Below are 24,521 nucleotides of genomic sequence, written 5' to 3' on the forward strand. Positions count from 1 at the left end.
AGGTAAATGAAGAAATTTTCAGTTTTGATGGTGCTGATATTGTTATGCACCTTCTCTATTTCCGCGCAAAATAAGGCAATTACTGTTTCGGGACGTATCTTGGAATCTGACTCGGAAGAACCGGCGGCACAGGCTACTGTTCAATTGTTGTCATTGCCGGATAGTACTCATGCTGCTGGTGTAGCAAGTAACAATAAAGGGTGGTTCACTCTTCCTAAGGTCAAAGCCGGGAAATATCTGTTGAAGGTTTCCTATATAGGTTTTCGTACTAAATTCCTTCCCTTGCAATTGACTGATAGTGTTTCTGATAAACAAGTGGGAAATATTTCATTGGAACCGGATGCTGTGATGTTGAAAGAAGCAGTGGTGACAGCGGTAGTTCCGCCTGTTGTCGTGAAAGGGGATACAACCGAGTATTCTGCTGCGGCTTATCCCGTTCCGGAGGGAGCTATGTTGGAGGAACTGGTGAAGAGAATTCCGGGGGCTGAGGTTAGTGATGACGGAAAAATCACTATCAATGGTAAAGAAATAAAGAAAATCATGGTAGATGGAAAAGAGTTTTTCTCTGATGACCCAAAGGTGTCAATGAAAAACCTGCCTGCAAATATCGTTGATAAAGTCAAATCATACGAAAAGAAAAGTGATATGGCACGTATCACCCAAATTGATGATGGAAATGAAGAGTCGGTTTTGGATTTGACGGTCAAAAAAGGAATGAAAAATGGGATAATTAGTAACCTGATTGCTGGTTATGGTAACAAAGATCGTTATGAAGGTGGAGCTATGGTCAGTCGTTTTAAGGATGATTCGAATATTTCTGTCATAGCTTCTGCTAATAATACAAATAATCAAGGATTTTCAGAGTTTGGAGATGCTGGCCAGGGGCTTAGCAGTAGTAATGCCGGTTCTGGTATTACCACTTCTCAATCGCTTGGTGTTACTTATGCAAAAGAAACAACTAAAATGCAGGTAGGAGGAAATGTGCAGTATGGACATTCTAATAATGATGCCCGTCGTACGAGCTCTTCTGAAACTTTCTTGGGAGAAACGTCTTCTTTTGGACAAAGTAAAAACTTGTCGAATCGTGACAGACATGATCTCCGAGTTGATTTTCGTATGGAATGGCGGCCGGATACATTGACTACTATTATTTTTCGTCCCAATGGTAGTTATTCGCAAACAGAAACAAGCAGTAGTTCTTGGTCGCGAACGGATAATAATTCTCATAATCCTGTCAATGAAAGAGAATCAGCTTCTTCTTCCAATGGGTATAATTGGTCTTTTAATGGAAGTTTGATGGCATTTCGTCGTTTGAATGATAAAGGTAGAAATTTGTCTTTGGGTGCACGTTTCGGATATAGTGACAGCGAATCGGACGGTTATTCTGATTCACAGACTCAATTTTTTGAATTGGATAGCATCTCGGATATTTCTCGTTATACTGACCGGAACAGTGATAGCCGTAACTGGAGTGTGTCTGCATCTTATACAGAGCCTGTTTTCAAGAATCATTTTCTCCAATTACGTTATGAATTTGCTCACCGTAAACAGTTATCGCAATCATTGGTATATGATAGTATTAACTATTATCCTTATCCGGAATATATGGAACGTGGATATGATAATGATTTGAGTACACGGGTTGAGAATTTCTATGATACTCATACGGCTAATCTCTCTATTCGTGGTGTGTATACAAAAATGTTTTATGATGTAGGTGTAGGACTTACTCCACAATCTTCTTTAAGTAAAACAACGATTGGGCCAAACTACAAAAAGAATATTCCTGAACAGAATGTGCTGAATTGGTCACCTTCAATGATGTTTCGGTATATGTTTACTAAACAACACGTGTTGATGTTCCGTTATAGTGGAAGAAGTAGTACTCCCAATATCGAAGATTTGCAAGATGTAATTGATATTACCGATCCTATGAACCTTAGATATGGTAATCCCAATTTGAAACCTTCTTTCAATAGTAACTTTAGTTTAAACTACAGACGGTTTATTCCGGAATCTATGCGTAGCTATACGTTGGATGTGAGCTATTCGAACACTTTGAATTCGGTTGCTAATAAGATGACGTATGATCCTCAGACTGGAGCACGTATTTATAAGAAAGAGAATGTAAATGGTAATTGGCGGACACAGGGATACTTTAATTTTAATACTCCTTTGAGGAACCCAAAATTCACGATTTTATCTACTTCGAATGTGGGTTATGGCGATGCTGTAAGTTATACAAGTGTGGGAAATGCAAGAAATTCAGAACAGGAATTGAGTACGACGCATAGTCTGGACTTGAGAGAAAGACTTGTGGGTAGTTATCGCAGTGAGGTGTTTGATGTATCATTAAATGGTTCTGTGAAATATAACTTGGTTAGAAACAGTAAACAGGAAAATAGCAATCGCGAAACATTTGACTATTATGTCGGAGGAAGTACAAACGTTAATTTACCGTGGCAGATTGCTATTTCAACAGATATTAATTGGCGGTTTAAGAATGGATATACCGGCGGATTGAATAATAATGAAGTGTTGTGGAATGCACAAATATCTAAAAGCTTCCTGAAAAACAATGCTGCTATGATTCGTCTTAAAATATATGATATTCTGAAACAACAAAGCAGTTTATCCCGTTCTATTAGTGAGACGATGATAAGTGATACTGAGTATAATACTTTAGGTAGTTATTTCATGGTGCACTTTGTTTATCGCTTTAACACATTAGGAGGAAAGGTGGCACGTAGTGGAGGTGAAAGAGGCGAAAGACATGGCTTCGATGGTACTAGAGGTGGTGGACGTGGCTTCGGTGGAGGTGTACGACCGATGCGTTTTTAAAAGTATCTGGTTTTATAAATTGAATAGTCAGTAAGTCCCGTTGATAATGTGAGTTGTTGTCGGGACTTTTTTGTATATCCGATAAAATCCTCTATATTTGTTGTTTAGTATCCGTATAGAAAGGAGATTTTATGATTGATTGGAATTCTGTAGTAAGCCAGATAGCAACAGTAGCATTCGATATTGTCTATTTCGGAGCCATTATCGGTACGATTGTCATTATCATTCTTGATAATCGGAACCCGGTTAAGACTTTGGCATGGATACTTATATTACTCTTTCTTCCTTTTGTTGGACTCGTTTTCTATATTTTTTTCGGTAGAAGCCAGCGGCGTGAACGTATCATTGGTCGGAAGAGTTATAATCGCCTTTTAAAGAAACCTATGGCAGAATATCTGGCTCAGGATTGTACCGATATTCCCGATGAATATACTCGCCTCATTCAGCTATTTCAACATACAAATCAAGCTTTTCCATTCGAAGGAAACCGGGTTGCCGTTTATACTGAGGGGTATACCAAATTGCAATCATTATTATGTGAACTTCATAACGCAAAGCAGCATATTCATATGGAATATTACATATTTGAGGACGATGCTATAGGGCGTATGGTAAGAGATGTACTGATAGAGAAAGCCTCTCAGGGCATTGAAGTCAGAGTGATTTATGATGATGTTGGTTGCTGGCACGTGCCTAGCCGTTTCTTTGAGGCAATGCGTAATGCAGGGATTGAAGTCAGAAGTTTCCTGAAAGTACGTTTCCCTTTGTTTACCAGCAGAGTCAATTATCGGAACCATAGAAAAATTGTAGTAATTGACGGACGCATAGGGTTTGTGGGAGGAATGAATTTGGCCGAACGCTATATGCGTGGCTTTTCTTGGGGAATCTGGCGTGATACACATATATTATTGGAAGGTAAAGCTGTGCATGGTCTACAAACAGCTTTCTTGCTTGATTGGTACTTTGTAGACCGTACGTTGATCACTGCTTCCCGTTATTTTCCGAAAATAGAATCCTGTGGAAACACGTTGGTACAAATTGTTACTAGTGAACCTATCGGGCCATGGAAAGAAATTATGCAAGGATTGACTATGGCTATCTCCGGGGCAAAGAAATATTTCTATATGCAAACTCCTTACTTTTTGCCAACAGAACAAATATTAGCTGCAATGCAAGTGGCTGCATTAGCTGGTGTGGATGTCCGTCTGATGTTGCCTGAACGTGCTGATAACAGGATTACTCATCTGGGATCGCATTCTTATTTGGCCGATGTGCTGCAGGCGGGAGTGAAAGTTTATTTCTATAAAAAGGGGTTCTTGCATTCCAAATTGATGGTTTCAGATGATATGCTTTGTACGGTAGGATCTACAAATGTCGATTTTCGTAGTTTTGAACATAACTTTGAAGTGAATGCATTTATGTATGATATGAATACAGCACTTGAAATGAAAGAGATATTTTTACAAGATCAACATGAAAGCACACAAATATTTTTGAAAAATTGGGTAAAGCGTTCATGGAGACGAAAGGCGGCGGAGTCTGTTGTTCGTCTGTTGGCTCCGCTACTTTAGTTGTGTGAATTGAGGTTACCGGAAGATGGAAAAATTTACGCTACCGTAGATTCTTCTTTCAATAAAATGTGGATGATCCTCAAAGTTGTTCTCTTTTCCATGTTCCAATACGAACAGCCCATCTTCTTTAAGCAATTCATTTTGGAATATCAATTCCGGTATGGAAGCCAGTTCTTTTAAAGCATAGGGTGGATCTGCAAATATGAAATTGAACTTTTCACGGCTGTTATTGATGAATTTGAATACATCTCCACGTATAGGCAAACATTTTTCTGTTTGCACTTCTTTCATAATTTTACAGATAAAAGAATAATGAGCCGGGTCTTTTTCTATACTGATAACTCGGTCACAACCTCTGGATACCAACTCTATACTGATACTGCCAGTGCCGGCAAATAAATCAAGGGCTGTTACGCCATCTTCGAAATCAATATAATTATTGAGCACATTAAACAGATTTTCTTTGGCAAAATCTGTAGTAGGACGTGCCTTAAAAGTTCGTGGCACATCAAATCTTCTTCGTTTATAAATTCCGCTGATTACTCGCATGATAATATGGCTTGTATGTCAATATTAGAAGCTGGGTTCATAATAAATACCTGTAAAATGAATTTCTTCAGTCCATTGACTAAAGTTTCTTTATCAGATAGTGTTCCTGTAAGATGCAACTCATCTCGTTCCTGGTTAAATTCCATTTGTTTCCAGATATATAATAAGTAGTAAATACGGTCTTCCGTATGTGTACAACTAAAAGAATTGACTAACAGTAAATGTCCTCTTTCGAAGCAATAAATGTCAATGGCATCTTTACGGAGAGAAGCATACATCTTTTTACTATTTCCCAGTCTGCTTTTGATAGAGAGATAGTCTATGAGTGGGGTAACTTGGGAATAGAAACGTGCTTCGGGGCATTGTTCATTTAAAAAGGCGTATGCACTTTTATCAATACCAAAAATCGAAACTATATTATTCTTTTTCAGAATATTATAGATGATGGTTTCATTTTCCCGTTTTGTATGATTGTGATAAAATAAAAGTTCACTTTGCTCTTCATCAAAGAAATCTAATGGCACAATCGTAAAACGTTTGCTTGGCATTATTATATTTATTCTTTTATAAGAGCAACTTAAAAAGTCCGATTCTTGAAAGATGTTTTTCAGATTGGCTGTAAGAGATAGAGATGAATCTACCTCTTTTTCAATTAATGATAGTGAGTCTTCATTAATCGGATTATAGATAGAAAAAGAAAATCCATCCGTACTAAGACGGATGGATAAAGTATATTGTTTTGATTTAGTCAAATCAATCATTATTCCCAGTTTCCGGCACCATTGTTAGGAGCATCAATAGAACCAACCATCAAACCGGAGTATCTGCCAGTTTTGCTGTCTAAGTCTTTTTGGTTGATAATTTCCTGTTCATTAAGACCGTTAAGATAAACCTCATACGGGGTTCTTACTTCGTATAGAGATACGGCAGCACCTGAAGCAGTGGAATCATTTCTTATAATGAATTCAAATTCAGCTCCATTTCCATAAGGAACAAATCTCATAGAATCAGCGTTGAAACCTCTAGGGTACATAGTGTCTATTATAGCTACCCACATGGTATCACGTCTGAACTTTTCGAGTCCCATTTTTTTAACTTCGTCAAAACGACCTGTTCTCTCAGCTCTATTGACGATTTCCACTGCCTGTTTCTCGGTAAGTCCGTCTTCTAATTGTTTATCGGTCAATTCACCTTCTTTTCTAACGAATGGCAACTTTTGTGTTTTAACGAAATCGATCAAAACGTCAAATTTGTCAGCATAGCGTCCACGGTGTGCATTTTTGTACTCTTGCTGTGCCTTACGGATGTCGATTAAGCGGGTTTTAACAGCCTCTTCTCTTGCTTTTTTGGCTTCTTCAAAATTGATAGGACCCATAATGCTGTTATAGCAAATATAGATCAATGCAATCACGCAGAGTCCTAATACAATATTAAATACAGTTTTCATGATAAATTATGTTTTTTAGTTGTTATATTCGCATCGCAAAAATAGAATAAATTAATTTAAATACGATAGTTCCGAGAACTTTTTTCTCGTACAAAAATGATAAATAACTATTTAGAAAGGCAAATTAAGGAAAATTTTTCTTATCAACCAACTTTTGAACAGGAAATAGCTGTAAAATCTCTTTCAGAGTTTCTGCTTTCTACAATAAGTGGCGAGGTTTTTGTTCTACGTGGGTATGCAGGAACGGGTAAAACCTCTTTGGTAGGGGCATTGGTCAAAACGTTGGATAAGTTAGGACAGAAGTCTGTACTACTGGCTCCAACAGGACGTGCTGCTAAAGTTTTTTCAGCGTACGCGGGTCATTCGGCATTTACAATTCATAAGAAAATATATCGCCAACGCTCTTTCTCGAATGAGATGACTAATTTCTCGATTAATGATAATCTGGCTACAAATACTCTTTTTATAGTCGATGAAGCTTCGATGATTTCTAACGAAGGTTTATCGGGCAATATGTTCGGTACAGGAAGATTGTTGGATGATCTGATACAGTTTGTGTATTCGGGAGAAGGATGCCGATTACTATTGATGGGAGATACTGCACAGCTACCACCTGTAGGAGAAGAATTGAGTCCTGCACTTTTTGCAGATGCTTTAAAAGGATATGGCTTGGAAGTGCGTGAGGTTAATTTGACGCAAGTGGTTCGGCAGGTGCAGGAATCCGGAATTCTTTGGAATGCTACTCAATTGCGGCAATTGATAGCGGAAGATAATTGCTATTCTTTGCCTAAGATAAAGGTGAACGGTTTTGCTGATATCAAGGTGTTGCCCGGGACAGAGCTGATTGATGAATTGACTAATTGCTACGGGAGTGACGGTATGGATGAAACCATTGTAATTTGTCGTTCTAATAAACGCGCGAACCTATATAATAAAGGAATTCGTGCTCAAATCCTTTGGAGGGAGGATGAATTGAATGCTGGGGATCTGCTGATGATAGCAAAGAATAATTATTATTGGACGGAGCAATACAAAGAGATGGATTTTATAGCTAATGGCGAAATTGCCGTTGTTCGGCGTGTTCGTCGGACGCGTGAGCTGTATGGATTTCGCTTTGCTGAGGTTACTCTCAGATTTCCCGATCAGAATGATTTTGAGTTGGATGCTAATTTATTGTTGGATACGTTACATTCGGATGCACCTGCTTTGCCTAAATCAGAAAATGACCGTCTGTTTTATACGATATTGGAAGATTATGCGGACATTTCTCTAAAGCAGGAGAGAATGAAAAAGATGAAGGCTGATCCGTATTATAATGCTCTGCAAGTAAAATATGCCTATGCAGTAACTTGCCATAAAGCTCAGGGTGGACAATGGCAGAATGTCTTTTTGGATCAAGGGTACATGACGGATGAATATCTGACTCCTGATTATTTTCGTTGGTTGTATACAGCGTTTACACGAGCTACAAAAACTTTGTATTTAGTGAATTATCCCAAAGGGCAGATAGAGTGAAAGGATCTTAAAACGAAAAATCACCTTCGTTACAATGCTGTAACGAAAGTGATTTTGTAAATTCAAGGCTTTTGGGAATAGCCGAATTTTATAAGACTTTATTAGAAGTTGTTTGGAGTCTGATATGTTCCCGAGCCATTGTTGGTATCGGCAATATCCCACCACAGACGTGTTCCTTGTGTATCTTCAGCTTTCGGACGATTCGGATTTGAAGCTTCGCTATCCGGGTATCTCAAACGCTTGATGAACTTGCCATTAGGAACTTCTCCACCTGAGTTGTTTCCATTCTTTGGAGTCTTCATGAATCTGGGATAATCTGTACGGCGGAATTCAGCCCAACCTTCGTTTCCGTTCGGGTAAACTGCAATCCATTTTTGGGTAATGATTTGTTCTAATTGTTCCTCTTTATTTGTACCATTGAAAGCTTCCAAACCTTTAAGATTATCGATATACTTTTCAATTTTGTCTTGTCCTTTTTTATCCGCCCCGATTTCGAAGTAATTGAATGAGGCGCGGATACCTTGTAGGTATAAGTCTTTAGGATCTTCTGCACTCCATTTGCGTAGAGCTGCTTCTGCACGTAAGAACAAACTTTCCGAGTATCCCAACCATGTGATTTCACGTCCATAACACCACCAATGTTTACGATCTAATTTCCGTTGGTCTTGTTTGATAAATACACGGCTCGGTGAATAAATGGTAGTATAACTTCCACCTAACGCTGTTTCTCCATTCTCACAACCATTGAAGTCTTTATCCGATTCCTTAGGCTCATCTTGATTTAAAGCATCAAGTGAAGTGGGTCTCCACCATAAGATTTCGCAACGAGGGTCTAAAATTGTTGATTGTTCCTTGTAGGCAATCTCCATTTCTTTGGACAATACAACATTGGCACTCCAGTTATATAATAAAGTGTAGATGTTTTCATTACCACCTGTTATATAAGAATATTTAGGTGTTTGTTTCATATTGTCATCGTCGTTTTGCATAAGACCGGAAGGATCTTCCAATGCTTTTTTGCCTTGTTCCTGAGCAAGCTCCGGAGCTACATTTGAAACACGAAGTGCCAGACGCAAACGCAGAGTATTAGCAAAACGCAACCATTTCTCTTTATCACCGCCGTAGCATTTGTCATTTTCGCCTAAGCTATATTGTGAAGTAGCCGGAGTATTATGTAACTTGGCAATAGCCTGATCAAGTAATTGGAAGATCACATCGTATACATCCTTCTGATCCATATATTTTACTTTCTCTTCTGTTGGCATTGCACCTTTCACATAATATTCTACAGGCACTGCACCGTAAGTATCTGTTAGCATAGAAAGAAGGAATGCATAGTAGATACGAGTGATATAAAATGCGTTATGATAACGATCTTTACCACAGAACCAGAAAGTCTTGATCAACTGGCTATACTCTTCTACCGTACGGTTATCGTAGAAATGTTCCCATCTTTTTTTAGACCAGTCATCTCTGTAGCGATATGTTGGAGAATCTGTAACGAAACCACTAACGTTGTTTGCAAAATAGGCTGCGTAAAAATCGTGAGTCAGGTTTGTTGTTACTTGATAGTCATTGTACACACCTTCATAAGTGAAGTTGGCAAACACAGAACCAATAGCGCTTTCAGTACCTTGAAGGCTCTGTAGTGCACTTTCAGACAGTTCATAGTCGATGTCAATACCATCGGGGGTGGCTCCTATAACTTCCGGATTATATACCGGTGCATAGGGATTGGTATTTAATTCTTCAAAATCATGGCAAGCTGTCAATCCCATTATCAGGGTACACAGAGCAAGCGGTTTATATAATTTGAATTTCATATGTCTATCATTATTTGATGGTTAGAAACTAAAGTTTACTGAGAATCCGAAAGTACGGGTATAAGGTACAGCCATAAAATCAATAGCTTGAGAGAACATCGTTGTATCATATCCACCCTCAGGACTTGTACCCGGAGTGTGCTTCAACAAGTATGCCAAGTTACGGGCTACGAAGGAAAGGCTCAATGACTGAATAGGACTCTTCTTCAACATACTTTTAGGGAATGTATAGCCGAAAGACAATTCCTTCAATTTGATGAAAGATGCGTCATAGATGAAATCTTCTGCTATTAAAGCTCCGTAATAGTTAGATGCAGAGATCTTTTTCGTGTTTGGAGTGCCATCTTCATATACTCCGGGGAATACCATCATGTAATTATCGTTTTCACCACGATTCATTGTACGTTTGGAAAGTCCGTTTCCGGTAGAATTCATTTCAGAGATAGAAATGATATCACCACCAAACTTCATATCAAACATAGCAGAAAGTGTGAATCCTTTGTAAGTGAATGCAGGTGCTACGGACATTAGTAGATTCGGCTGTATATTTCCAATAGGGTTAGCCAAACGTTCGTTTGCATCTGTTGTAGTCATTGGCAGACCATTTTCTTTGTTGATAAGGATGTTACCATTATCATCGCGTTTATACAGAGTCTTCGCATAAATTTCTCCTAGCTTATGACCGGGACGAGTACCTACATTCACAGGGAAATTGGAGTCACCGTTGAAGTACAGATAATCAACCCCTTCGGCTAACTCTTTAACGTTTGATATATTCTTGGCAAGATTGACATTCAAATCGAATGTAAAGTCTTTTGTCTGAACGGGAGTTGAATAAATCATAAATTCAAATCCTTTGTTAGTAATCAAACCGGCATTTACCCATTTACCACCACTCCAGGGAGCTGCGGCAGGAACTTTCATGATCTGGTTCTTAGTACGACTATAATAATAGGTAAAGTCAAATCCCAGACGGTTTTTAAGGAATTTCATATCCAAACCTGCTTCGTAAGAAGAAGCAATTTCAGGTTTTAGTTGGTCGTTCATTTTCACATTCGATTTGCTTGGGATTAACTCGCCTTTTTCAAATTTGAATGCGTATGTATTATACAACTGATAAGGAGAAGTATCTTTACCAACTTGTGCAGCAGAAAGACGTACTTTTGCAAATGTCAGCCAGCTAGGCAACGACTTATCCAATGAACGGACAAAGTCTGTAATGACAAAGCTAATGTTGGCAGATGGATAGAAGAAAGAGTTGTTCTGTTGTGGAAGTGTAGATGACCAGTCGTTACGAGCAGTCAAGTCCAATGACAAATACTCCTTCCATGACAACTGTAAGGAACCGAATACAGAGTTGGTAGCTCTTTCATATCCGGATTCGCCAGCTGTGTTTAGCATATTAGCGGCATTGAATATCCATTGTCCTTTATCCAACATATTACGTACACCCGCATTTAAGGATTCGTTCTTCTGATACATAAAGTTAGCACCTGCAGAGAACCCTAAACGGAAGTTTTCAGTCAATTGTTTATCACCGATTAATACAAATTCTGCATTTGATTCGAAGAAGTTATCTTCAGACCGGTCGAATGAATCGTCGGTGATATCTTTCATGCTACTTTCACCGTTAATACCATCTCCGGCATTTGTATCCTGGATGCGTGTACGGTAATAGTCAAATGCATATTTAGCAGAAAGGTGCAGCCAATCTGTGAAATTGATCTTGGCACCGTAGTAGCCGAAAGCCCTCCAACGTTCGTCAGAATTGTGACGTTGGTTCAATACATAATAAGGATTACGTATACCGGCTGTCGGACCTGTCCAGTTTACGTGTGCATTATTAGCATTGGAATATTGTTTTAAGTCATCCAGACGAATATTATTAGGAATACCCATTAATTGAGCAACGGCTCCATAGGTTCCGAAATAAGGACGATCTTCAGCTTTGGTACGTGAAAGAGAGATTTTTCCGTCCATAGAGAAATACTTGTTCAATTCCATCCCGGCATTCAGGTCGAGATTGATTCTGTTCAACTTTTCATTAGGAAATACTCCTTTGTTACTGGAGCTACCGAAAGAAGCGCGGAAATGAGATTTTTCTGTTACATTGCTAACAGCTACATTGTGATTTTGTGCGAAGCCTACATTGAAATAGTCTTCCAGCTTGTTACCATATTTAGAGTAAGCATAAGTGTCTCCGTTCCATGCTTTTTGCATACTTCCGTCCAATACAGGACCCCAACTGGAAGCATCTTTAGGATCGTAAGTCGCATAATACTGAGAAAGCGGATTTTTGTTAGCATCTTGTGTAACGATATGACCTTGACCATATCTATCCTGCATCTCAAGAGTTTCAGCTACTTGGCTCCATGTGAAATTACCATTATATTGAACCCCGAAACCATCTTTTTTACTACCTTTCTTAGTCGTAACCAAAATAACACCATTACCGGCACGTGAACCGTAAAGGGCAGCAGCATTAGGGCCTTTCAGTACAGAGATTGATTCAATGTCTTCCGGATTGATATCGACAGCAGAGCCTCCACGGTCTACACCACCATAGTAAGACGCATCTGAATTGTTGTTATCGCTAAAAGGAACACCATCTACAATCCACAACGGTTGGTTGTTGTCTGATAAGGAAGAGTTACCACGGATCGTGATTTTAGTAGAACCTCCTAGGCCTGTTCCCGATGTGTTCATTTGCAAACCGGCTACTTTACCTTGCAATGCACTGGTTACAGAAGGATCACCTGTCTTGTTCAATTGATCACTTTTGATTTCCTGGACAGCGTATCCCAACATTTTCTTTTCGCGTTTGATACCTAAAGCAGTAACGACAACTTCGTCAATTACTTGAGTATCATCAGATAAAGTAATATTAATATTGTTTTCTTTGGCAGGAACTTCTATTGACTTATATCCTATATAAGAGAACACTAAGACAGGATTGGTTCCACTGACTTTCAGTGTATAGTTACCGTCCATATCAGTAATGGTACCATTACTTGTTCCTTTTAATAAAATACTTACACCAATTAACGGTTCTCCTTTAGTATCAATGACTTGCCCTTTGATGGTGCGCTCCTGACTTACCTGCTGTGGGCTAGCTTGAGGTGCATTCTTTTCAGATAAATAAACGATGTTATCTTCTACCTTGAAAGAAATATTAGTTCCTTTCAACAGTGTGCTTAATACGCTTTCCAATGAAGCGTCCTTTACATTCAAAGCACCTACGCTGACTGTAGATAATTTGTCGCTGTAAAAAAACTGGTACTTTGATTGCGACTGGATCTGTTTGATAACAGTTCCCAAATTAGTGCGTGACGTTGATAATGTCAGTTGTGCTATAGCCCATTGAGATGGGATGATCACAAATAATAGAATCAATAAAGTCCGAAATAGATTCGACACTCGTCGTGAACGATTGCTTTTCATAAACTTAAATTAATGGTTATACATTAGTTGATTATTTCTCGCGTTAATGTTAGACAAGGTTCGCTTTTCCCCTGCCTTTCAATAATAAAACAATGACAATTTAATAAACACTTAGCCTAAATCTTCTTTTTTTTGAAGAAATCTTTAAAAAAGTGTTGCATAGTCGATTATTTAAGGTAACTATGTCTTTTATATTAGTTTATATTAATTCAGTTCTGCACCGTTTTGAATCAACCGAAACATACTACACAATAAAAGATTTGCAGCAGTTTTGCTCTCACGCCCTCACTCTATACTTGTATCCACCTATTGATTGGCATTTCAGCAGTGAGAGCAACTGTTAGGGCAGAGTGAGAGCAACCATTTGCCCTCACTCAAGACAAATAGAGGAAACGATTAGCATATCTGATACCAAAGCTAGCTTCCTATTAGTAAAACCATAGGTACATACAATACTAATAACTAATCAAATACAAACGTCCACTATTGTTAGCTTATTTATTTATAAGTGTGAGCCTATTAGCTTACGATAGTAAACAAATAGGCTCACACTTGTGAGCTATTAACAAACAAAGGGAACTAATAGAAAGACCTAAAGGGTTATCAATAAAAGTATCCTTGGTTAAAGTAAAACTTACCTAGAATTTTCGGTCCGTTTACAGTGAGGGCAAACACTTGCCCTCACTCCGCTCTCACAGTTGCTCTCACTGCTGAAACGCCGATAAATAGGCAGATACAAACAAAAAGTGAGAGCGTGAGAGCAAATACCGGATCAAATTAATTTTCCTGATCGTATTTCTGTCATTTCCGAAGCAGTTATACTCATTTCTGCATGGGTTATTTCTAATAATATAAATTAATTGAGAAAACATATCTATCTCAATATTTTTATATTTGATATATTATCTGTCTGTTGCCTAAATTATCAGTAATTATTTTGCAGATGTGAACTAAATTTACGAATATTGTGCAATAGTTTTGTATATGAGATTTTACATGGCTCTTGTATTATCCAAATGTTACTTCATTCTAAAAATATTATTATGAGAAATACACTTTTATTGGTTTCTATTATCGGGTTCTTAGTTGGCATATCCATTCCTATCGAAGCACAAGTTCCTGTCACTCCATCCACTGAAGAACTTTATTCGCCTTTTAATGATTCGGATATAAATAAATTCACGTCTCCGGATAAGGTTTTCTACCCGGAGACGTGGTTTCACTATATAGGAGGTAATGTATCGATCGAAGGGATTACGAAAGATTTGGAAGCGATTGCATCTGCCGGTTTTTCGGGTGTGCATTTGTTTCATGGACAATTTGGTGGTCCATGGCCCGGAGTTGAACCACAGATAACGTGTCTTAGTCCGTTATGGGATGGAATGGTAAAACATACAGCCGAAGAGTGCCAACGATTGGGTTTGCGATTCACTATGCAGAACTGTCCCGGCTGGGCAATGTCGGGCGGCCCTTGGATTAAGCCTTCGAATGCAATGCGTCATTTGGCATCGAGCAGAACAGATATAGAGGGTAATGGTATAGAAATGACACAAGTACTTCCCATTCCTCAACCTAGTAATGAAGAATGGAGAGATTATAATGATATCATGGTAATTGCGTTTCCAACTCCTAAAGATGATACCGGTGAACCGCTGAATCCTTCTTCTTTTAAAAGTAATAAACAGGAAATGTGGGGGGATTATTTCTTAGGTAAGGCAAAAGACGCAATGCGCTTAAACCCTACATCTGCTGATAATCCCTATTGGATAGAGGTAGAGTTTTTAAATGAAACTGTGATCCGGACATTGGAATTTCCTTCTATCAATGAAGCCAATCATCCTTGGTGTTTTGTACCCGGTATTCATGTAAAATTGGAAGCTTATTTATCAGACGGAACTGTTCAGAAAGTATTGGATACCGATTTACCTCAAAGTAATTGGCAAGATAATTATCCCATATCATTGGCTTGCTCTGAATCGAAAGGTGCAAAGAAATATAAGATTTCTATTGTTAATCAACATGACATTGCACTTAGGTCACTACGTTTGTTTTCTGCTTCCCGAAAAAATAATTGGGAATCGGAAGCCGGTTGGACTTTAAGAAGTATTGAAAGAAGTGGAGAGGGCAAACAAGTTGCATTGGAAACTTTTGTGAATTCCGCTGAAATAATTGACATAACTGCTTCAATGGATAAGCAAGGCAATTTGAGATGGAAAGCCCCTAAGGGCAAATGGACTATATTACGTATCGGACATATCAATACAGGCCAGCGTAATTCTCCGGCACCTCCTGAAGGAACAGGATGGGAATGTAATAAACTCTCTACGGAAGGTTCGAGTACTCATTTTGCCGGTTATATAGGGCGTCTGTCCGGAGATAATGGTCCATTAGCAAACGGGTTGCTTAAAGGAATGTTGCTTGACAGTTGGGAATGCCGGACGCAAACATGGACTGCCGAACTAGATAAAGAGTTTGAGCAAATGATGGGGTATTCCATGCAGAAATGGTTACCCGCACTGTTGGGTTATGTGGTCGATGATCAAGAGAGTACTTTCCGCTTTTTGTGTGATTGGCGTAGAGTCCTGAATAAGCTGTTTGTTCATAACTTCTATGGCAATATGTCTAAACAGGCAAAGGAAAACAATCTCTCTATAACTTATGAAACAGCGGGCGGAGATGTTTTTCCCGCAGATATATTAGAATATTACAAGTTTGCCGATGTGCCGATGTGCGAATTTTGGCAACCTATAATGGATAATTTTGTGGGTTCGCTCAACTTTAAACCTATTAAGCCAACTACTTCCGCTGCTCGTATTTATGGTAAACCACGTGTTGCTGCGGAAGCTTTTACTTCATTCTCTCATACTTGGGATGAACATTGGCAAATGTTGAAAGAAGTGGCTAATATAAATAGTATCGAAGGAGTCACTCATTTGGTTTTCCATACTTATACACACAATCCCAATGTTACTTCCCTTGCGCCGGGGACCTCTTTCTCCGGGGCCGGTATCGGTACTCCTTTCTTGCGTGGACAGACGTGGTGGAAGTATATGCCTGAGTTTACCACTTATTTGGCTCGTTGTAGCTATTTGATGGAGAGAGGGAAACCTGTGTCAGATGTTCTTTGGTATTTGGGTGATGAAATCAATCATAAACCTGATCAAAATGCACCTTTCCCCATTGGATTTAAATATGATTATTGTAATCAGGATGTTTTGTTGAATCGTTTAGGTGTTGATAATGGTGATTTGATTACTCCTGAAGGACTTCGTTATCGTGTGCTTTGGCTGCCGGAAGCTCCACGTATGTGTGTGGAAACTTTGGATAAGTTATATGCGCTTATTCAAGCGGGAGCGACTGTAATTGGAGAAGCTCCGGTTGGTTTAGCTACACTTTCCGGTGGAAAGGTAGCTCAGAAGCATTTTAATAAGATGGTTAAAAAGATTTGGGGTAATAATATCCGGCAAGGAATTCGGTCAATCGGCAAAGGTCGAATGATAAGCGGAATGACTTTGGATGAGGCTTTAACGAAGTTGAATATGGAACCGGATGTAAAAGGTCAGGATGTATTATGGTCACATAGGAATATTGATCAAGCCGATTGGTATTATGTGGCAGCTCCTCAGGGTAAGGAATTTGCAGGGCAGTTGGATTTTCGAAATAAAGGTAATGTTGAGATATGGGATCCTTTGACTGGTGATGTGACACCGGCTGTTTATGAAACAAAAGGAGCACGGACCATGGTAAAAGTTGATTTACCTCAGGCCGGTTCATGCTTTGTTGTTTTTCGTAAAGACAAACCAGCTACGGAAATAATAGCGAAAGAAAGAAAAGTAATAGCAACAATACCATTTACTAATACTTGGACAGTAAGATTTCCTAGTGGATGGGGAGCACCGGAATCGCTTCAACTAACAGCTTTGAAGGCATGGAAAGACTTAGAGCTTTCGGCTGAGGCTAAGGCTTTTTCAGGAACTGTAGATTATAGTACTACTTTTAAGGTAGATAAGAGTCATGGTACAAACTATATTCTTGATTTAGGAAAAGTAGATATGATTGCTGAGGTGCTTCTCAATGGTAAACCGGTACGGACTCTCTGGACATTGCCTTATCGGGCTGATATAACTGATGCACTTCAATCGGGAGAAAATCAACTTACAGTAAAGGTTACTAGTACTTGGTTTAACCGGCTTGTTTTTGATGCGGCTCAACCTGAAAATGAGCGAAAGACCTGGGTGCTAAGATGGCCTGATAAAAATGCTGCCCTAAGAGAGAGTGGATTAATGGGGCCGGTATCTGTTCTCGTTGAGCGGTAAATAAAGTTGAAAGCTGATAGATGATCGTGAAGTTTTAGCTGTATGTTCTATTTGTTGTCTATGGTTTCAAATAACTCTGTTGTGATGATAACACATTTTATTGGCAAAAAAATTACTATCAAATAAAATATTATATATCTTTGCTGTATGACAAAGACATTTAAATCGGATTTGGTTTTATAAACAATCTGTGTTTCTGATACAGATTGTCCTTTCGTTTACTCTCGGATAACTCCTTTTCGAGAGTGGTTTTCTATTATTATAATTCAAGTTTAATCTGCGTACAATGATGAAAGCATTGTTGTGCTTTCCGTGTATGCAAAATACAGTAAGATAATGAGTAACGAAAATAAAACAATCCACGAATTCGAACTTAATTTAATTTGTGACTTCTTTTCCAATATGGAACGACAAGGACCGGGAAGTCCTGAGGTAACACTGAAAGCATTGAGCTTTATAGACAACCTCACCGACAAATCCTTTATCGCTGATATCGGTTGTGGGACAGGAGGTCAGACAATGGTGTTGGCTCAATATATACAGGGACGGATTACCGGACTTGACTTTCTTCCCGGATTTATTAATATTTTTAATCGTAATACAAGGCAATTAGGTTTGCAAGACAGGGTAGAAGGTATTGTCGGTTCAATGGATGAACTTCCTTTTCAGAATGAAGAATTAGACCTGATTTGGTCGGAAGGGGCTATATATAATATAGGTTTTGAACGAGGGCTGAATGAGTGGCGTAAGTATTTGAAAACAGGAGGATATATTGCCGTTTCGGAAAGTTCGTGGTTTACAGACGAACGTCCTGCGGAAATCAATGACTTCTGGATGAATGCGTATCCTGAAATAGATACGATTCCTAACCAAGTAGCCAAGATACATAAAGCAGGGTATCTTCCTGTCGCTACATTTATTTTGCCCGAAAATTGTTGGACAGAACATTACTTTGCTCTAAAGATTCCAGCGCAGGAGATTTTTCTTAATAAATATGCAGGAAATAAGATCGCCGAAGAATTCAACGAACTTCAATCTATTGAAGTAGAACTATACCGTAAGTATAAAGAATTCTACGGTTATGTATTTTTCATCGCAAAAAAGATAAAACAATGATGAATTTGAATAATTATGGTTGGAATGATAAGTTAAACCAACTAAAGCAAGAATCAACATACAATACCTTGAGTCATGGCCGTGTATCCATAGTACATAGGACGTGTTATGAGGTAGTTTCTGAAAACGGACTGTTTCAGTGCGAACTAACCGGAAATATGATGTATGGGAAGTTAGATTCCGAATTACCTTGTACGGGCGATTGGGTGATTTTTCAACCATTTGATGACCATAAAGGGATTATAGTTGATATGCTTCCCCGTGAACGAACATTGTATCGTAAGAAAAACGGGACGGTTGCCGATAAACAAGCCATTGCGTCTTATGTCGATAAAGCATTTATTGTGCAAAGTCTTGATGATAATTTCAATGTTCGTAGGGCCGAACGTTTCATGGTTCAGATATTGGAAGAAAATATCAAGCCTGTCTTAGTTCTTAATAAAGCTGATTTGGGTCTTGATAGACAGAAAATAGAAGAGCAAATTGAACATATTGCCCGACAGATGCCAGTGCTTTTCACAAGTATTCATCAGTCTCAAACAATTCTCCAATTGCGGGAATCTATATCAGAAGGCGAAACGGTTGTTTTTGTCGGTTCTTCGGGAGTTGGAAAAAGTTCTCTGGTGAATGCGCTTTGCCGAAAAGCGGTATTGCTCACGTCTGATATAAGTTTGTCCACAGGAAAAGGACGACATACTTCCACCCGGCGGGAAATGGTATTGATAGATAATTCAAGTGTATTAATCGACACTCCGGGCGTGAGAGAATTTGGTTTGACTATCGGCAATTCCGATTCACTGGCAGAAATACTTGAAATTTCTGACTATGTAAAACTGTGTCGTTTCAGAGATTGTGAGCATATTAATGAACCGGGTTGTGCTGTTTTAGAAGCGGTAAAAAGTGGTGCGTTAGACTGTAGAGTTTATGAAAGTTATCTGAAACTTCAACGGGAAGCATGGTACTTTTCTGCTTCGGAACATGAAAAACGAAAAAAGAATAAATCGTTTTCAAAACTCGTGGATGAAGTGAAGAAACATAAAACCAATCTTTAATCTATATCTCAGTAGTGTGGGTATTCTATTTAAAGAGTACCCAAACTTTATTTTTGTGTAAAAGTTAAATTTAAACTCTGTCTTCTCGAGGATTACTGTCCTCATAATCCAAATCCAGAAGGAAATATATAGTTGATTTTCAATATAGACATTGGTTTAGAAAAAGCTCTTTATGTATTCAGATATAATAATAAAATCCCGAAAGATCTTTCGAACTTTCGGGATTTCATTATTATAATGCTCAGCGAGAAAAGAATGCTACTTCTTCAATTCTTTAGAGAAAGAATAAGGAGCTTCGTCATCTTTTGTACCTCTGTTAAGGTTTGGCTGATCGCTCATATTAACCTTTATCAATCCTCCTTTTAACAGATCTTCATGACCGAAATAGTTCTTTGTATAATTACTGCCGTTGAAGTTGAGAGATTCAATATAGAGGTTTTTTTTGTCGTTATTAGAAGCATCAATTACCAGGTTCTTTCCATTTTCGAAGTGCAAAGTTGCTTTCTTAAAGAGCGGAGCTCCTGTTACGTACTCATTACTTCCCGGACATACAGGATAGAAACCTAATGCAGAGAATACATACCAAGCAGAAGTCTGTCCGTTATCCTCATCACCACAATAACCGTCCGGTCCCGGAGTATACATCCGGTTCATAACCTGACGTAACCAATATTGAGCTTTCCAAGGTTCGCCTGCATAATTGTACATATAGATCATGTGTTGGATTGGTTGGTTACCATGTGCATAGTTACCCATATTCATTACAGTCATTTCACGGATTTCATGAATAACGCCGCCATAATAGCTTTCATCAAAAATAGGTGGTACGGAGAATACGGAATCCAGCATCTGAACGAAATCTTGTTTTCCACCCATCAGATCGATCAATCCTTGAGGATCGTGGAATACAGACCATGAATAATGCCAGCTATTACCTTCGGTAAAGGCATCACCCCATTTCAACGGAGAGAATGGAGACTGGAAAGTACCATCTGCATTCTTACCGCGCATTAGTTTTGATTCCTTGTCATATACATTCTTATAATTCATGGCACGTTGAGCGTAAAGATTGATTTCCTTCTTCGGACGTTTCAATTCTTTAGCCATTTTGTAGATACACCAGTCATTGTAAGCATATTCCAATGTGCGTGCAGTATTCTCATTGATCTTAACATCATAAGGTACATAACCGAGTTTGTTATAATACTCGTGTCCCAAGCGTCCGGTAGATGATACATTCGGATGAACATTCTCTGCTCCGTGAACCAGTCCTTCATATAGCGTCTGGGCATCTTCTACTTTAACACCTTTCATATAAGCATCTACCAATACGGAAGCTGAGTTGTTTCCAATCATACAACCACGATGTCCGGGGCTTGCCCATTCGGGGAAGAAACCGCTTTCTTTGTAAGTGTTGATCAGTCCTTCCTGCATTTCTTTGTTCATAGAAGGATACATCAGATTTAACAATGGGAACAAGCAACGGAACGTATCCCAAAAGCCTGTATCAGTGAACATATATCCGGGTAAAACTTTTCCGTTGTATGGGCTGTAATGAACCGGTTTACCGGCTGCATCAAGTTCGTAGAACTTACGCGGGAATAGGAGAGAACGATATAAGCAAGAATAGAAAGTACGATATTGATCAAGATTACCACCTTCAACTTCAATTTTGCCTAATACCTGATTCCAAGCTTCTTTTCCTTTTTCTGATACTTGTTCCAGTTGGTCATTTCCAAGTTCTTTCATGTTAAGAGCAGCCTGTTCAAAGCTGATGAAAGAAGAAGCTACACGGGCATTCACTTTTTCACCTTTGTGAGTCTCGAAGCCGATAATAGCACCTGCATGGTCTGTAGTCTGTTCAGCAACATTCTCTTGTACTGCACCGTTATTGACAGTAGCTTTATAAGTGAATGGCTTATCAAACTCGATGATGAAGTAGTTCTTAAAGTTTTCGGGTACACCTCCACTGTTGCGGGTAGTATAACCAATAATCTTATTTTCTTCGGGAATTACCTTGATGTAGGACCCTTTGTTGAAAGCGTCGATTACGACATATGAATTTTTGCTGTCAGGGAATGTAAAGCGGAAGATAGCTGCACGATCTGTAGGGGCCATCTCAGTAATGACATCATGTTCTGCGAGATATACCTTATAATAATAAGGAGTTGCTTCTTCGCCTTTATGAGAAAACCAACTTGCACGCTTTTCTTCGTCAAACTCAGGCTTACCTACTACAGGCATGATAGAGAACTGACCGTAGTCGTTGATCCACGGGCTAGGTTGGTGAGTTTGTTTGAATCCACGGATTTTATTGGCTGTATATACATATTGCCATCCGTCACCCATCTTTCCGGTTTGGGGGGTCCAGAAATTCATTCCCCAAGGACGGGCAATGGCTGGATAGGTGTTACCAGTTGATAATTCGAAAGTAGACTGTGTACCCATTAACGGATTGACGTACTGTGTCCAGTCATCGGCATACGAGAAGAGTGCTATGCAAAATACATAGGCTGATAATAAAAATCTTTTCATGTTATATTTATTGGTAGTTAGTTGTTTTTCCCCCATTTTGTCGGTTTGTCACTCATTATGATTTCCATTATTCCTCCTGCCGTGATATCTGAATGTTCGAAGAACGGAGTGGTAAGTGGTTGTCCATTTAGAGTAACACTTTTGATGTATTTATTTGTTTTCGTATTATTTTTTGCAATTATAGTGAAAGTTTTTCTTTCTGGCAAGCGAATCACTACTTTATCGAAAGCCGGACGTCCGATTGAGTAAATTGGTTTGCCGGGACATAGTTGATAAAATCCCATTGAATTGAGAATATACCAAGCAGACATTTGTCCGCAATCTTCGTTTCCGGACAATCCGTCGATGCTGTTGGCGTATTGGCTGCGATAAACACTATCTACCAGTTCCTGAGTTCTCCAAGGGCGGTTTACGTAATTATATAGGTGAATAACGTGATGGCTTGGTTCGTTTCCGTGTGCATATTGTCCAATAAGTCCGCTGATATCTGAAGAAGTGGTTTCTCCTTCTAATGCTGAGTCGGCAGTAAACAATGAATCTAGTTTGCCGGCAAAAGCATCTTCTCCTCCCATGAGACTAACCAATCCTTCTACATCGTGAGGAACAAACCATGTCCATTGCCAGGCTGTACCTTCGCAATAATCATCGTTACGATGGGTAGAAGCACGAGGATTGAAGGGGGTACGCCATTCGCCATTGGAGTCAAGTCCACGCATGAATCCCGTTGATTTGTCAAAATAGAATTCATAAGATTTTGCGAAACGGTCATATTTTGCTTTGTTTTCAAAGTCACCCATAGCGTCAGCGAATATAGAGATGCACCAATCATCATATGCATATTCCAGAGCTTTAGCAACGGATTCATTTTCACGGTCGCACGGCACATATCCGATGGAATTTTTGTAGAACTTAGCTTTAGGCATTAAGTGAGGAAGTACCAATGCGGGACATTTAATTTCAGTTGTATCATATTCAGCAGCACGTAGACAAGCATTGTAGGCTTCTTTGACATCAAAATCTCGGTATCCTTTCATATATGCATCTACAATGACAGGAACAGCATGATAGCCAATCATTGTTCCGGTATAATTAGATGCTAGATCCCACATTGGGAAAATACCGCCTTCCTGATGTTTCTTGATCAATGAGTTGATAAATTGATTATTCAGATCAGGATCAATGATGGTCATTAATGGATGCAATGCGCGGAAAGTGTCCCATAAAGAGAAAACTGTATAAATTGGGTTGATTGTATCTGCCTGATGAACTTGCATATCCATACCTAAATAACGTCCGTCAGCATCTGTAAACAGGTTTGGACTGATGGCACTATGATATAGAGCTGTATAGAAAATCGTTTTATCATCTTGGTTTTGTGTAGTGATATCTATTTTAGACAGATATTTGTTCCAGGCGTGTCGTGCATTTTTGCGTACTTTTTCAAAATCCCAGTCTTTTATTTCACTTTCAACATTTTTGCGTGCACCGGCTATATCAACTGCAGATACTCCGACTTTTACCAATATTTCTTCATCTTTTGTAGTTTCGAAGTGTAATAATACCTTGCAACTGGGTAGACGTTTTCCATTATCCATTGTGACGGAGTCAGTGATTAATGTATAAGTGAATGGCTTTGAGAATTTCGCATAGAAATTTATATATTGGTCGAAAGCCCAATACATTGTTTTTTTATGTCCACATATTTCAGTATCACTGATAACTTCAATCTCCATCTCGGAATTGATTTGTCGTTGTAGGCTATAATCAAGATCCAGAATAAATCCGGCTTCTTTACTTTCAGGAAAAGTGTAACGATGAAGAGCTCCGCGTTTGGTAGAGGTGAGTTCGGCTTTTACCTGGTAAGTATCCAAAAAAACTGAATAGTAACCGGGTTCTGCTATCTCATTTTGGTGAGAAAAGGAGGAAGCGTAAGCCAGATGTTGGCTTTCCGGATCTGTTGTTACATATTGCTGTTTGCCTACAGTAGGCATAAGGAGTACATCCCCATAATCACAACAGCCTGTACCACTGATGTGTGTATGAGAGAAACCATTAATTGTTGAGTCAGCATAGTAGTATCCGGAGCAAGCATCCCAACCATCAATACGGGTGTCAGGACTTGGTTGGATCATACCGTGAGGAACCACAGCTCCCGGAAAAGTATGTCCATGTCCGCCAGTCCCGATAAAGGGATTTACATAGGCACTGTAATCGGCAGTTTCTGTTGTTTCAGTACAGGAATTTAGAGATAATAGTCCCCCTAAACATCCTATAAAGAGTGTTTTTACATTCATGGTATATGTCTGTTAATGTTT

General features: G+C 39.0%; 13 protein-coding genes. 6 read left to right on the forward strand and 7 right to left on the reverse strand.

The window, feature by feature from the left end; genetic code table 11:
* Positions 1-6: 6 nt before the first annotated feature.
* The gene (locus tag PHO71_RS04180; protein WP_300199358.1) at positions 7-2,841 is read left to right on the forward strand and encodes a TonB-dependent receptor; all 2,835 of its coding nucleotides are present in this window, start codon (positions 7-9) and stop codon (positions 2,839-2,841) included.
* Positions 2,842-2,972: 131 nt separating this feature from the next.
* A complete protein-coding gene (gene cls / locus PHO71_RS04185; RefSeq protein WP_300199361.1) occupies positions 2,973-4,412 on the forward strand; it encodes a cardiolipin synthase in 1,440 nt (479 codons plus the stop codon).
* 15 nt (positions 4,413-4,427) lie between these two features.
* Here the strand turns inward: cls and PHO71_RS04190 are convergent, their stop codons facing one another.
* Genes PHO71_RS04190 through PHO71_RS04200 form a run of 3 tightly spaced genes read right to left on the reverse strand, consistent with a single transcriptional unit; the run spans position 4,428 to position 6,408 of the window.
* Positions 4,428-4,961 carry an RsmD family RNA methyltransferase gene (locus PHO71_RS04190; protein WP_300199364.1) on the reverse strand — a complete coding sequence of 178 codons (534 nt, stop codon included), beginning with the start codon at positions 4,959-4,961 and terminating at the stop codon, positions 4,428-4,430.
* On the reverse strand, positions 4,952-5,722 hold the full coding sequence (locus PHO71_RS04195; RefSeq protein WP_300199367.1) for a DUF3822 family protein: 771 nt from the start codon (positions 5,720-5,722) through the stop codon (positions 4,952-4,954). Before PHO71_RS04195 ends, PHO71_RS04190 begins: the two co-directional genes overlap by 10 nt.
* Positions 5,722-6,408, reverse strand: a complete 687-nt coding sequence (locus PHO71_RS04200) for a hypothetical protein (protein ID WP_300199370.1) — start codon at positions 6,406-6,408, stop codon at positions 5,722-5,724. Before PHO71_RS04200 ends, PHO71_RS04195 begins: the two co-directional genes overlap by 1 nt.
* Positions 6,409-6,504: 96 nt before the next feature.
* On the opposite strand from PHO71_RS04200, the gene PHO71_RS04205 reads away from it, so the two are divergent.
* Positions 6,505-7,923, forward strand: a complete 1,419-nt coding sequence (locus PHO71_RS04205) for an ATP-dependent RecD-like DNA helicase (protein WP_300199372.1) — start codon at positions 6,505-6,507, stop codon at positions 7,921-7,923.
* 101 nt (positions 7,924-8,024) lie between these two features.
* Here the strand turns inward: PHO71_RS04205 and PHO71_RS04210 are convergent, their stop codons facing one another.
* Together PHO71_RS04210 and PHO71_RS04215 are read right to left on the reverse strand one after the other, a co-directional pair.
* Positions 8,025-9,746, reverse strand: coding sequence for a SusD/RagB family nutrient-binding outer membrane lipoprotein (locus tag PHO71_RS04210; RefSeq protein WP_300199375.1), 1,722 nt, complete (start codon positions 9,744-9,746; stop codon positions 8,025-8,027).
* A gap of 21 nt (positions 9,747-9,767) precedes the next feature.
* Complete coding sequence (locus PHO71_RS04215) at positions 9,768-13,187, reverse strand: SusC/RagA family TonB-linked outer membrane protein (protein ID WP_300199377.1); 3,420 nt, start codon at positions 13,185-13,187, stop codon at positions 9,768-9,770.
* Between the two features lie 1,043 nt (positions 13,188-14,230).
* Between PHO71_RS04215 and PHO71_RS04220 the strand changes: the two genes are divergently transcribed.
* The 3 genes from PHO71_RS04220 (at position 14,231) to rsgA (ending at position 19,671) form a co-directional block, all read left to right on the forward strand.
* Entirely contained in the window at positions 14,231-17,503 is a 3,273-nt protein-coding gene (locus PHO71_RS04220; RefSeq protein WP_300199380.1) for a glycosyl hydrolase, read from the forward strand.
* 303 nt (positions 17,504-17,806) lie between these two features.
* Positions 17,807-18,619: a class I SAM-dependent methyltransferase gene (locus PHO71_RS04225; protein WP_300199383.1), complete on the forward strand. Its 813-nt coding sequence runs from the start codon at positions 17,807-17,809 to the stop codon at positions 18,617-18,619.
* Positions 18,616-19,671, forward strand: a complete 1,056-nt coding sequence (gene rsgA, locus PHO71_RS04230; RefSeq protein ID WP_300199386.1) for a ribosome small subunit-dependent GTPase A — start codon at positions 18,616-18,618, stop codon at positions 19,669-19,671. Before PHO71_RS04225 ends, rsgA begins: the two co-directional genes overlap by 4 nt.
* 258 nt (positions 19,672-19,929) lie before the next feature.
* Here rsgA and PHO71_RS04235 read toward each other — a convergent pair whose 3' ends face one another.
* The gene (locus PHO71_RS04235; RefSeq protein ID WP_300199388.1) at positions 19,930-22,206 is read right to left on the reverse strand and encodes a GH92 family glycosyl hydrolase; all 2,277 of its coding nucleotides are present in this window, start codon (positions 22,204-22,206) and stop codon (positions 19,930-19,932) included.
* A 17-nt stretch (positions 22,207-22,223) separates the two neighbouring features.
* A complete protein-coding gene (locus PHO71_RS04240; RefSeq protein ID WP_300199390.1) occupies positions 22,224-24,500 on the reverse strand; it encodes a GH92 family glycosyl hydrolase in 2,277 nt (758 codons plus the stop codon).
* Between the last annotated feature and the right edge of the window lie 21 nt (positions 24,501-24,521).

The sequence above is a fragment of the Bacteroides sp. genome (assembly GCF_028690125.1).
GTDB lineage: Bacteria > Bacteroidota > Bacteroidia > Bacteroidales > Bacteroidaceae > Bacteroides.